Genomic DNA, 12,067 nt, shown 5'->3' on the forward strand with positions numbered 1-12,067 from the left:
CCCTCCTTAACATTCCAAAATCATTTCGTTCAAAGCATTTCCGCCCGGTATAATCGGCAGTACCAGCTCATCGCTCTCTATAATAAATTCAATAATCGTCGGTCCTTCTTGATTTGCAAGCGCCTCATCAAATGCTTTTTTGATATCCTCTTCCTCAAATACACGGATGCCCTTTGCCCCATAGCTGTCTGCCAGCTTTACAAAATCAGGTGAATAAGGCGGACATTCTTTGTTTTTGTCGAAGCAGTTTTTCTTACAGCTTCTCGTACAGCGAAGACAGGTACTTGCATATCTTCTGTCGTAATACAAATGCTGCATTTCTCTTACCATACCAAGATAGCTGTTGTTAAAAATACAGATAACAAGCGGAAGCTCACATGCCATCGCTGTCGCCATTTCCTGAATATTCATCTGCATACCGCCGTCTCCTGATATACAGACAACCTTTTTATCCGGACAGCCAAGCTTCGCTCCAATTGCAGCCGGAAGTCCAAAGCCCATTGTTCCGAGCCCTCCTGATGTCAAAAGCTTTGTTGTTCCATCCATTTTTAAATACTGTGTCGTCCACATCTGATGCTGCCCTACATCAGTTACTACGATACCGTCTTTAAAACGCTCACTGATTTCATTTATAATTTTGTCGGGCGATAAGCCTTCCGGATTTTGAGGTGCAATCTTGTGTTCCTCCTCCCAAGCATCAATTTGAGCCTTCCATTCGGACCAGTCCCGTATTTCCATTTTTGCGGTACGCTCCTGCATTGCCCCAATTGCAAGCTTTGCATCCGCCACAATCGGGATATCTACCTTAATGTTTCTGGAAATGGCAGAAGCCTCAATGTCTACATGAATAATCGATGCATTTGGCGCAAACCCGCTTATTCTTCCGGTAATTCTGTCATTAAATCTCGTTCCGATTGAGATAAGCAAATCAGATTCGCTGATTGCCATATTGGAGGCATAGGAGCCATGAAGTCCGATATTTCCTACATAAAATTCATGGTCAGTCGGAATTGCTCCTTTTCCCATAATCGTCGTGATAACCGGAATGCGAAGCTTATTAACCAAATCAGCAAGCTCTGCTTCTGCCCTCGCCAGCTTCACACCACCGCCAATCAAAAATACGGGCTTTTTCGCCTTCTCAACCATTTCCATTGCCTTTTTAATCTGCCCCAAATGAACGGAGGTATTTGGCTTGTAGCCACGGATGGAAATCGGCTGTTCAAAATCGTCTTCCCCCATAGCAAGCTGGATATCCTTTGGAATATCTATCAGTACAGGTCCGGGCTTCCCGGTTCTTGCGATAAAAAATGCCTCTTTTATAATTCTTGCTAAATCCTTTCTGTCTCGAACCGTAACGGCATATTTGCATATGCTTCTCGTAATACCAACTATATCAACCTCCTGAAAGGCATCGTTTCCAATCAGGTTCTTTGATACCTGACCTGTGAAGCATACAAGAGGAATACTGTCATAATTTGCCGTTGCAATTCCCGTAACCAAATTAGTGGCACCCGGACCGCTCGTAACAAGGCATACCCCTACTTTTCCTGTCGCGCGGGCATAACCGTCTGCCGCATGAATCAAACCCTGCTCATGTCGAGGAAGAATAACCTCAATGTCCTTTTGCTTATACAGCTCATCAAACAAATCAATTGCATAGCCGCCCGGATAACCGAATAAGATGTCTACGCCTTCTCTTTTTAATACTTCAACAAATGCCTGTGTTCCTTTTCTCTTCATTTTGATTGCCTCCTGTTTTATTGATAGACTATACGGAATGTGCTAAAGCACATTCCGTGCGCCCGAGCGGGTTGCATAACAACAACTTCCACTCCGCGAGGTGCGCATAATAGTTTTTTATAAGAAAATTCATCTGAATTTTTTTATAAAAAAACGCCCCAAGCTACTATTGTTTATTAGCTTAGGGCGAATATTCATCCGTGTTACCACCTAAATTCAGAAATCTCTTCTGCACTCTGTCAGTACGGAAATGCTGCTGACAAAGAAACTATCAGTACAGACAAATCGATACCGTTTTCCATATAACGTCGGAAACCACGTTGAAGCCTACTTAAGATTGCTCTTGTTCGGTTCACTGCTCAAAGGCTACTTCCATACTTCCCTCATAAAGATTCGCACCAACCATCTTCTCTCTGAAACTTAGGTGAGTATGTACTCCTCCTCGTCACTGCATTTATTTTTTTGATATTGTTCTTGATTATATACATTCTGAATTTAATTGTCAATGATATTTTTTAATTCATTTATAGGTAAAAATTTATGATTGGAGGTAAGACTGTCCTTTACCATTTAAACTTTTCGCCTCATTCCGCGTATTTCTTCCTTTGTCTTCTGATCCGTTTTAAGTGACTCGGTAATCTTTTGCAGCGTCTTGTTATAGGTGAAATCATCTAAATGGTTCTTACGCAGATAAGGCATCGTTTTCTCTGGCAGGTTTACATAATACATGGATATCGCCCATGCTACTCCCATCTTCACATAGTAAGCATCACTTTTAATTTTATCCATTGCCTGCAAAGCTTCATCCGCATATTCCTCGCTGATATAATAGTTGAGGAGCATTACAACACCAAAGCGGATATAATATTCCCTGTCATCCGCCAAATAGGGCTGGATAAAGTCCCACATTTCCTTGGGATGCTTCTTCGCTATTTTTAATGTGCTGCAAAACGAATCGCAGACTGACCAATTATCAATTTTATCTACAAACTCTGAAACATAGGATAACACCTCATCGATACCGGCATTCGCATAGCCAATTACCATTCCCTGCAGCATGATTTCCTCAAAAAACTCTCCCTGCGCCTCATTTAGATAAGCTCTCCAATCTCCTTTGACAAGCTGCTTTGCAAGCTTTCGAAGTGCCGGAATTCGGATGCCTAAAATATTTTCGGTTCCCGGCAAGAGCTTGCTGATAAATGCCTGATACTCAGGTTCCGCCAAATGCAGCAGCTCCTTCCTTATTTCCATGTTCTTTGTAATGTTATTTGACATATTTTATACCGAATCCTTTCACTGCAAGTTTGCCTGCACTCAAAAGGCATCCTTTCCTTTTTTACTTGTGTACCATATTAAGTAACAGTTCAGCCATGTCAATTCCCTGCGCTCTCATACTTATTACATCCAAACGCAAAATACCGATAAGCGATAAGAAAGCTGAGTGCCGCTACAAATACCTCCATGCCGATTGTCTGAAGCAAATTTCCCTTCTGCAAAAAGAAGCTTGCCGGGATAAATGCGGTGAACGCAAACGGAATGATGTAGCTTAGCACAATCCGAATCGGCTTTGCATAAATCGAGGTCGGATATTTGGCAAAGTCAGACATATTATGAACCAGATACAGCAGGCTGTAGCTGTCTTTCATAAAAAATGCGTTTGTTGCAAAAAACAATTTTACCGCTGTAAAAATAATTGCCCCCGCAATGATGGAAATGAAAAACAAAAGAATTCCTCCCACAGAGATTGCAAGGTCAAGCTTCACCGCCGAATATGCAACAAGCAAGACTCCGACAAGGATTTCCCCTATCCCGTCAGGCTGGCAACGCTCGACAATAACCTGAAACAGCGGATTGACCGGTCTTAACAAGTATCGGTCAAAGCTGCCCTCTTTTACGGTTTTTCTCGCAAACAGCCAGAGATAGTCGGTCACAAAGTGGTCGATTCCTCTTGGTATCTGAGCGTAACCATAGATAAAGATAAGCTGGTAGAAGGACCAGCCGTTTAGGTCCGGTATTTTCTCAAACACAAGGTAGAGAAATGCCACTCCAAGTATCTGGTTTAAAAAGAAGGAGAAAAAGCCGATAAAAAAGTCAATTTTAGACTGCATAAGCCCCTTCATATATTGTAAAAAGAAAATTTTATATAGCTTTAGATATCGTCCCATCTGTCAGCCCCCCAATATCGTAAGACGTTTTATCGCATGCTGCCACAAGAGGCTTCCAAGCAGATAAAAAATAACAATCCACACCAGTTGTATCGCCAGACTGCGATACATTTCTCCGCCTGTTATCTTCCCCAAATAAATCATAATCGGCGTGTAGCTCATGGATGCAAATGGTAAGAGCCGAAACACATCGGCAACTGCTTCTGGGAAAAAGGTCAGAGGAATCAAGGCTCCTGAAAAGAACCGTATAATCACATCGCTTGCCATATTAAGCCCGAAAAAGTACGTTGTATAAAATGCCAGTATGGAAAAACAAAATTCAAAGGTAAACATGTTTAAAAAGCTGAGCAGCACGCTGACAAAATACAGCAAAAACCGTTCAAAGCCAGGCCATATCACCCAGCCGTCCAAAATAAATATAATCATAAACGGCAGCAAGGTCATAAGCCCTGATGATATCATGCTTCCGATGGAAATTGCAAGAATTCTTCCCCGATAGCTAATCGGTTTTAACAGATTCATCGCAATGCTGCCGTCCGCAACCTCCCTGGAAATCAGCATGGTAGGAACCGAAAAAACAATGCCGCTTGTGAAAAATCCTACAAGTACATAGCTCGTCATTTCCTCAAAGCTAAAGCCTCCAAGCGTCGGGCTTGCACTGGACTGATAGATAGCTCTCCACAAAAAATAAGTCACCATCATCATAAAAAATTCACTCAAAAGGTAGATAAAAAAAGCCATCCGATAACTCATAAAGCTTTTCATCTCACTCACCGCAAACGGGACATAACTTCTGATATTCAGCTTGAACATTTCAGTTACCCCCATTCATATAAATCTTCTTGACAATGCTTGTGATATCAGTCTCTTTAATTCTCATATCTGAGACCTCACAAAGGTTCATAACATAACCCGCCAGCTTTGATACACTGATTTTATCCTTCACAAAAGAGATGTTCAGCGTATTGTCAGAGACTTCCGCCGACAGGCTCTCTTTTCCAAGGGAGAATGCCTCGTTTAAATCTATTTCTTTTATTTTCTCAGACTCCGCCAAATCAAGCTCCAAGGTCGTCTTCGCACCATAATTCACCTTCAGGTTCTCCAGTGAGCCGTCGTATATTTTTCTACCCTCATCAATGATAATGATATGCTTGCACAATTCCTCAATATCAACCAAATCATGGGTTGTCAAAATAACCGTCGTCTTGAAATTCCGGTTCATCTCCTTGATGGCATCGCGAATTTTATCCTTTACCACCACGTCTAGTCCGATGGTCGGCTCGTCCAAATAGAGTACGCGCGGATTATGTATCAATGCCGCACCTAAATCCGCTCTCATACGCTGTCCGAGAGACAGGGTCCGCACCGCATTGTTTTCAAACTCATGAATTCCCAATACGTCATTTAGAAATTCCATTCGCTTCTTAAAGTCCTCCTCCGTCACCTGATAAATCTCCTTTAAGACGGTGAATGTTTCAGTCAGCGGGAGGTCCCACCATAGCTGCGTACGCTGTCCGAACACAACGCCAACCTGCTTTGCATTTTGCGTGCGGTTTTTGTATGGCTCAATTCCGTTTACGATACATTTTCCGGCGGTCGGCACAAGAATTCCCGTCATCATTTTAATCGTCGTCGACTTACCTGCACCATTGCTCCCGATATAGCCTACCATCTCGCCCTCCTCGATGGAAAAGGATACATCGGAAACTGCCTTTTTGATTACTGTTTCATTGGAAAATAAAGATTTGACTGTCCCCTTAAATCCGGGATATTTCTTTGCTGTTTTAAACTCTTTTGATAAATTACTAACCTCTATCATGCTGTCTTCCTCCCGAACGAACCTTTGTTCGTTTTATTGTAATCATCTTAATATATCGGTACTTATTTGTCAAATAGTTTAGATTAATCTTTAGAATTATTTTTACAACCTGTGTTTGCTCCCTGATTTTTATCATTTTTCCCCTCATACAGGCATACACTGTTACTATATTAATCAAGCAATAGCAGGTATCAGTTTGAATAAAATAAAAAAAGGACTTATGGCCGAGCTTCTATTTTTGTTATTGCTCGTCGCTATTTTATCATGTAAAAATAATATCACTACCATTCTGACATCCCAATCGGAGGTCACCTCTGAAAACAATCCTTTCCAAAACAGGGACACCGCCCCTAAGCAAAAAACGGACTACATAAAGTGGGTGGAATTCAATGTCACCTCCAATGCCTTAAACACCGCTTATAAGTATGATGTAGAATCCCATGAAACGGCAACAAAGTTAAATTGGATTGAGCTTTTAGCCTATGCCGCTTGTAAAGGCGGAGGCACCGTTGGAAAATCGGCAGTCGCAGAGATGAAGTCTGTAGCGGAACGCATTAAAAATGGTGAGACGACGATGGAGGCACTGACGAAAGACTTGACCTACTATTCTTATTACTATGAAGCTTACAGTGCTATTTTAGGTGGATTTGTAGGGGAATATGAGATAGAGGAGGAGGACGGTGCAGGCAATAAGGTATGGGTAAAAAAGTATGGTTTGAAGGTTTTCTCTCCTATTGCAAAGGGATTTCCTTACAGCGATTATGATGATTTCGGGGTATCCCGCTCCTATGGTTATAAGAGAAACCACTTGGGACATGACATGATGGGCCAGACGGGAACGCCAATTATTGCAGTGGAATCCGGCTACGTGGAAGCACTCGGCTGGAACCAATATGGCGGCTGGCGAATCGGCATCCGAAGCTTTGACAAGAAACGCTACTATTACTATGCACACTTAAGGCAGAACTTTCCGTTTAACAAAGCTCTGAAGGAGGGCGATGCCGTAACTGCCGGAGATGTAATCGGCTATATGGGGCACACAGGCTACAGCACAACGGAAAATGTGAATAACATCAATGTTACTCATCTTCACTTTGGGATTCAGCTTATTTTTGATGAATCGCAGAAGGAATCCACGAATGAAATATGGATTGACTGCTATGCTTTAGCTAACTTCCTTGCCCAAAACCGCAGTGAAGCTATAAAAGATGAAGAAACAAAAGAATGGTACCGGGTTTATGATATGCGAGAGGTTGATACAAAAGAAGCCGCGCAGTGATAAGAGGGGCTGGCATTGCCAGCCCCTTAATATCTCTGTGTTATCCGGACATGCTCTATTCCGTTTGTGTCAGCCTGCTGACTTTGCATTTCTGCGACTTTTAAATTTCGCACCCATCATATGATAAGCTACTTTCAGCTTTTTGAAAAAATTTAATTTGGGAGATTCTTGAGGATTCCAATAATCCCGAATAAACTGAATGCGTCCGTTTTCTGTACGGCACACATCAATATAACGTCTTGAAAAAGTATCTCCGGTTGCCAACACGGTTCCGTGCCCTGTCATCTCCACGATGGCACAGTCAGGATCAACCGTGCAATGGATTTCGACATCTGTAAAATCTGACACCTTGACAATATTCAGAATTGCCTTATTGTACTTAATGATATTGTCTTTTCCCTCTACACGTCTTGGTCGTTTAGGGGGAGCGTAGGGGAATTCCATAACGGCATCTTCTGCTATCAGGTCGGTCAAAGCCCGCAGGTTTCCGGTTTGAAATATTTCAAATACTTGTTTCAGGACTTCGACAGCTCCTATGTAATCATGCTGTACAGACTGCGTTTGACTAGCTGTTAATTGAGGATCTTGTAAATTGGACATATTGTTTTACCTCCTGTGTAATTTAATTGAACCGGCATTTCACTTATCTAAATAATCAATAGCCATTTATCTTTGCCAGTTCCTTCCACGAAATATCCGGATGTGTATACCTCTGCCTGCTTTGTGTTTTATCCTTGTAGTTGATGGCATTCGTCGGACAATGATGAAGACATGCCAAGCATTGTTCACAGTGATGCTTGAAATATGGCTTTTTGTCCTGGCCATAATCAATATTTTTTACCGGACAGACTTTTTGACAGATACCGCAATGGATACAGGCGTCGGATACATTAAAGTGCTTATCCATATGAGGAGCAAGGTGGAAAAATCCCTTATAGATAAGATGCTCTATCGGTTTAATTCTCGATTCGGTCTGATTGACAGCTCTTTTTTTTATGTTATCAATAATTGGGGCCAAATCATGAGCTGATTGCCGTGTCTCTTCTTCAACGGTATCACGCATATTGTACATAATGATATAGTTTGAAAACATATCCAGCTTTTCAGCATAACTGAGCGTAATATCTTTTTGTTTTATCAAATCACGCAATTGAACCGTCGCATTGCAAGCAGTCCCAACACTCCCGCAGGTAGCAATGGCAAAAAGGTAGGTATCTTTGTTATTTTGAAAATCTAATTTCCTGACAAAATCCTGAACTTTTGCAGGTATCCCCCGATAATAAGTCGGATAGACAAAACCTATGACACCGTATTCATCCGTCAGCGTATAATTCTTGCTGCTGCCCATGGATATAATCTCACAGTTCTCCAGTTCTTCCGAAACTTTCTTTGCCACCCATAAACTGTTGCCGGTTCCGGAAAAGACAAAAATAATATTTTTTTTCATTTTATCTTAAACCCCTTTCTTACATGGCTTGGTATTATGTGTATCCACAAAAAGCATTGCCTTAAAGATTAGTTTTTATAAGCGGAATGCTAATTCCGTTTTCATTTTTACATTATACGGAATTAACATTCCGTTGTCAACATCTATTTTTTAAGGTAAAATAAAAAAAGAAAGAGGTGGCTATTTTAATGACAAACAAAATAAATTCTTGCTTAGCAGATTCCGAAAAAAACTTACGGGCAGATGCAAAAGAAAATAGAAATCAGATATTACAAGCAGCCTATAAAATTTTTGCCGAAAAGGGGCTGTCTGTTCCGATCAGTGAAATTGCCCGTGAAGCTGAGGTAGGCATTGGTACAATATACCGCCATTTTGAAACGAAAGAAGCATTGTTTGATGCGGTAAATATCAATTATAAACAGAAGCTTACAGAGGAGGCAAAATCCCTTATTAATCATACTGACCCAGGAAAGGCATTTTTTGACTTCCTTTTTCGCGTCATGGAAGTGAGCTTGACGAACAAAGCTGTGAGGGACGCTTTTAGAATTGGCACTTTTCGTGTACGGGAGGCAAGCTCAGGTGTGCTGCTGGACTTTCAGTCGGCATGTACTGAACTCCTCACCAGAGCCCAACAGGCAAAGGCAGTACGGGATGATATTGACATTATGGATCTCTTCAGCCTTATGTCAGGGCTTCTTATGGTTATCGACGATTCTGAAGGTGTTTCCAATCGAAACAAATTCAACAAATTACTATCTATTATTTGCGATGGCCTTCGTTATTAATGCAGGAAACAGCTCTTCGCCAAAAATCTGTAACATCTGTGGCAATGAAGCCATTTGATTTTGGGGATAAGGACAAAAAAAGACTGCACTGAAGGTTTTAACCCTCGATGCAGTCTTTATTTTTAAGTCTTTACTTATTACATCTATTCTTTTCTGATTATATCTTCTTTAGTACTTCAATTGCCTCATTTTCAATCATGTATTTTCCGTGCTCTTCAATGTGAGCCATAAGAAGCTTATTTCCCTCTATTCTTGCTTCAAAATCCAATGCCTGAAGCATAAAACTGTCTCGTTTATCCTGATTGATACCTGTAAAGTCCGCAAGCAGATAGTACTGCTTATTCTCTTTATACAGGTGGGAAGGAACCTTTATTGCCACTGACTTACACAATTTTTCCAAATGAGAAAAATCTGAGAAACGAAGCATAAACTTGTCTCCTGCTGCCTCTTTGGCATTATTTTTCGGAGCTTCCTCTTCTGCTTCCTCTATCTGCAGAAAACCTTCCGCTATTTTTTTATATTTTGCTATGATTTCTTGAAATGCTTCAATCTTTTCCTTACCGGCCATGTTCATGATTTCCTCAACCCGTTCCCGGCCGATTGCCTCTATCGCATCATAAGCTTCCAGCGCGCTTTCCAACATATGGTTGACCTGACTGTCAGGATTTACTTCCGTAAAGCTCAAAATAAGTTCTCCATTTGGATGAAGCACTACCTGAATTTCCTGTAAGTTACGATTTAATTGGAAGCCTGCCTCTTCGCCCTTTTCCATTACACTTCTCATGAATCTGGAAGCGGCTTCTTTATTTGTATAAAGCTCCTGCAAAACATATCCCATCTGGTCAATCTCATTCGCAGGAATGACACACTGCACGGTATAATCATTTATTTTTGTAAACGTCATATTTACCACCTTCCTCTCTATCTGTTCGGGCATTTATATGATTCGTTTCCTAAAAGTTCTCCTGTTATATTTGTTATATCTAATATATATCACATATTATTAGCACTGTCAACATGAGAGTGCTAATAATATTATTAACTTTTTGTGAAGCTGTTTTCTAACATAAATCTGAAATATCATCAAAAGCAATTTTTGTATTCGCAATCTCTAATACTTTGCTTTGCTCCTCTATACGCGATACCATTCCTGTAATCTGCACATATTCTTTATTCTGAAAAAATTCCACAGTGACAATATCTAGCTTTTGAACCTTCCTCAACTTCCGGTCCAGTTCCTCTTTCTGCTCCTCTGACAGCTCTCGCTTAGGTACGAGAATGCGTTCCTTTTCAGCCAGCGCCTCCCGAAACCCCTTCAAAGCATCAAAGGGCATAAATTGCTTCGCACGGTTTTCCCGATCCATTTTTTCCCGCTTAATCCCCACTTTTGTGCCCTCCAATCTGGCGGTTACGCTCTAGTGTTGTAGCAACATCCTGCAAATCCATTCCACGTATGAGCGCATTCTTACCAAATCTTCCTTTTATCGCCAGCTCTGCTCTTTGGATTTTCCGTTCGCGCTCAAGTTCTGCCGGATTGGTAAACAAATCATATTGTTCATAGGTTTCGTCTACAAGGTTATTACAGGAAAGACTGAGTCTTCGAATTGGTCTGCTTTTATCTGCAATGCGTCCATACAGGTCCATCACATAAGCAATGATAGCCCGGTAGGCATTCGTGGTAACTGACATGGAAACCGTTCCTGTTGCTGGCTTACATCCAAGCTCATTGGAATATCCAATCATAAGAGACAAGGAGGATGTGACGAGCCCTTTTTCTGTCATATCCAAACACAAGGCATCTGTCATTTCTTTTACAACGACTCCGCACTCTTCAAAGCTGTAATCCCTTGGAAGTATCTGTCCGCTTGACATCGAGTTACTCTTCGGCTTGTACGATTTAATATCCGCCATTTGGGTCGTTTCTCTTCCCCATGCATGATCAATTAAAAGTTCTGCATCTATCCCAAACAGACGATAAAGTATCTCTTCATCAAGCTGTGCAATCTCTCCCATTGTAGTAACTCCTATACTCGCAAGCCTTTTTACCGTTCCGGCTCCTATCCTCCAAAAATCAGTCAATGGCTTATGATTCCACAGTGTCTTTTGATATAATGTCTCATCCAGATATCCAATGTTGTCCCTTGTATGCTTTGCCGTAATATCCAGTGCGATTTTTGCCAGATAGAGATTTGTTCCGATGCCTCCTGTCGCGGTAACTCCCGTCTCTGCTTTTATATCCTTCATAATGCGAACTGCCAGTTCCTTTGCCTCCATATGATACATGGAAAGATAATGTGTCACATCAAGAAATGCTTCATCTATCGAGTAGACGTGGATATCCTCCTTGGCGACATATTTTAGATAGATCGCATAAATCTTCGCTGAATATTCAATATAAAGCTTCATTCGCGGCACCGCCATAATATACTTTACATTTGGGGGAATCTGAAATACCCTGCATCGGTTTTGAATCCCAAGTGCCTTCATACTTGGAGAAATCGCAAGACAAATCGTCTTTTCACCCCGCTCCGGGTCCGCTACCGCTAGATTTGTTGTCAGCGGATCAAGTTCACGCTCCACACATTCCACCGAAGCATAAAATGATTTTAAATCTATGCACAAATAGATATGATTTTCCAAGTTGAAAGCACCTCCAATTTATTTTTTACTATTTTTATAATTATATATTATATCACCCGAACTGGTGTTTGTGTACAGTTATTTTTTTACAATGTTATGCATTGCAGCAAACTTTTATTTCACAACTATTTGTCATTCTCTTACAAATAAGATATAATGAAACTATCTGTACAGCGATATCCCGGAGGGTTT

General features: G+C 41.1%; 13 protein-coding genes and 1 other annotated feature. Of the genes, 2 read left to right on the plus strand and 11 right to left on the minus strand.

Annotated features, from left to right (window positions below):
* Positions 1-6: 6 nt before the first annotated feature.
* The 6 genes from ilvB to CTY48_RS19730 all read right to left on the minus strand — a co-directional run bounded on the left by ilvB (position 7) and on the right by CTY48_RS19730 (position 5,860).
* Positions 7-1,740 carry a biosynthetic-type acetolactate synthase large subunit gene (gene ilvB / locus CTY48_RS15245; RefSeq protein ID WP_099469319.1) on the minus strand — a complete coding sequence of 578 codons (1,734 nt, stop codon included), beginning with the start codon at positions 1,738-1,740 and terminating at the stop codon, positions 7-9.
* Between the two features lie 179 nt (positions 1,741-1,919).
* Positions 1,920-2,198, minus strand: a binding site (T-box leader).
* A gap of 112 nt (positions 2,199-2,310) precedes the next feature.
* Complete coding sequence (locus tag CTY48_RS15250) at positions 2,311-3,015, minus strand: DNA alkylation repair protein (RefSeq protein WP_236354967.1); 705 nt, start codon at positions 3,013-3,015, stop codon at positions 2,311-2,313.
* A gap of 98 nt (positions 3,016-3,113) precedes the next feature.
* Entirely contained in the window at positions 3,114-3,905 is a 792-nt protein-coding gene (locus CTY48_RS15255) for an ABC transporter permease (protein ID WP_099469320.1), read from the minus strand.
* Between the two features lie 3 nt (positions 3,906-3,908).
* Positions 3,909-4,718, minus strand: a complete 810-nt coding sequence (locus tag CTY48_RS15260; protein ID WP_180272746.1) for an ABC transporter permease — start codon at positions 4,716-4,718, stop codon at positions 3,909-3,911.
* A 1-nt stretch (position 4,719) separates the two neighbouring features.
* The gene (locus CTY48_RS15265) at positions 4,720-5,724 is read right to left on the minus strand and encodes an ABC transporter ATP-binding protein (RefSeq protein WP_099469322.1); all 1,005 of its coding nucleotides are present in this window, start codon (positions 5,722-5,724) and stop codon (positions 4,720-4,722) included.
* A complete protein-coding gene (locus tag CTY48_RS19730) occupies positions 5,711-5,860 on the minus strand; it encodes a hypothetical protein (protein WP_180272747.1) in 150 nt (49 codons plus the stop codon). The genes CTY48_RS15265 and CTY48_RS19730 overlap by 14 nt, the downstream gene beginning before the upstream one ends.
* An 84-nt stretch (positions 5,861-5,944) precedes the next feature.
* Here CTY48_RS19730 and CTY48_RS15270 point away from each other — a divergent pair, with 84 nt between their 5' ends.
* Entirely contained in the window at positions 5,945-7,003 is a 1,059-nt protein-coding gene (locus CTY48_RS15270; protein ID WP_099470191.1) for a M23 family metallopeptidase, read from the plus strand.
* Positions 7,004-7,072: 69 nt separating this feature from the next.
* Here CTY48_RS15270 and CTY48_RS15275 read toward each other — a convergent pair whose 3' ends face one another.
* Together CTY48_RS15275 and CTY48_RS15280 are read right to left on the minus strand one after the other, a co-directional pair.
* A complete protein-coding gene (locus tag CTY48_RS15275) occupies positions 7,073-7,603 on the minus strand; it encodes a nuclear transport factor 2 family protein (RefSeq protein WP_099469323.1) in 531 nt (176 codons plus the stop codon).
* Between the two features lie 55 nt (positions 7,604-7,658).
* On the minus strand, positions 7,659-8,450 hold the full coding sequence (locus CTY48_RS15280) for an EFR1 family ferrodoxin (protein WP_099469324.1): 792 nt from the start codon (positions 8,448-8,450) through the stop codon (positions 7,659-7,661).
* A gap of 188 nt (positions 8,451-8,638) precedes the next feature.
* On the opposite strand from CTY48_RS15280, the gene CTY48_RS15285 reads away from it, so the two are divergent.
* Positions 8,639-9,235, plus strand: a complete 597-nt coding sequence (locus CTY48_RS15285) for a TetR/AcrR family transcriptional regulator (protein ID WP_099469325.1) — start codon at positions 8,639-8,641, stop codon at positions 9,233-9,235.
* Positions 9,236-9,392: 157 nt separating this feature from the next.
* Here the strand turns inward: CTY48_RS15285 and CTY48_RS15290 are convergent, their stop codons facing one another.
* The 3 genes from CTY48_RS15290 to CTY48_RS15300 form a co-directional block, all read right to left on the minus strand.
* Positions 9,393-10,139 carry an adaptor protein MecA gene (locus CTY48_RS15290; RefSeq protein ID WP_180272748.1) on the minus strand — a complete coding sequence of 249 codons (747 nt, stop codon included), beginning with the start codon at positions 10,137-10,139 and terminating at the stop codon, positions 9,393-9,395.
* 157 nt (positions 10,140-10,296) lie between these two features.
* Positions 10,297-10,620: a YolD-like family protein gene (locus CTY48_RS15295; protein WP_328587812.1), complete on the minus strand. Its 324-nt coding sequence runs from the start codon at positions 10,618-10,620 to the stop codon at positions 10,297-10,299.
* Entirely contained in the window at positions 10,610-11,875 is a 1,266-nt protein-coding gene (locus CTY48_RS15300; RefSeq protein ID WP_099469327.1) for a Y-family DNA polymerase, read from the minus strand. The genes CTY48_RS15295 and CTY48_RS15300 overlap by 11 nt, the downstream gene beginning before the upstream one ends.
* Between the last annotated feature and the right edge of the window lie 192 nt (positions 11,876-12,067).

Origin of the sequence: Konateibacter massiliensis, assembly GCF_900184995.1 — a bacterium.
GTDB classification, from domain to species: domain Bacteria; phylum Bacillota; class Clostridia; order Lachnospirales; family Lachnospiraceae; genus Lachnotalea; species Lachnotalea massiliensis.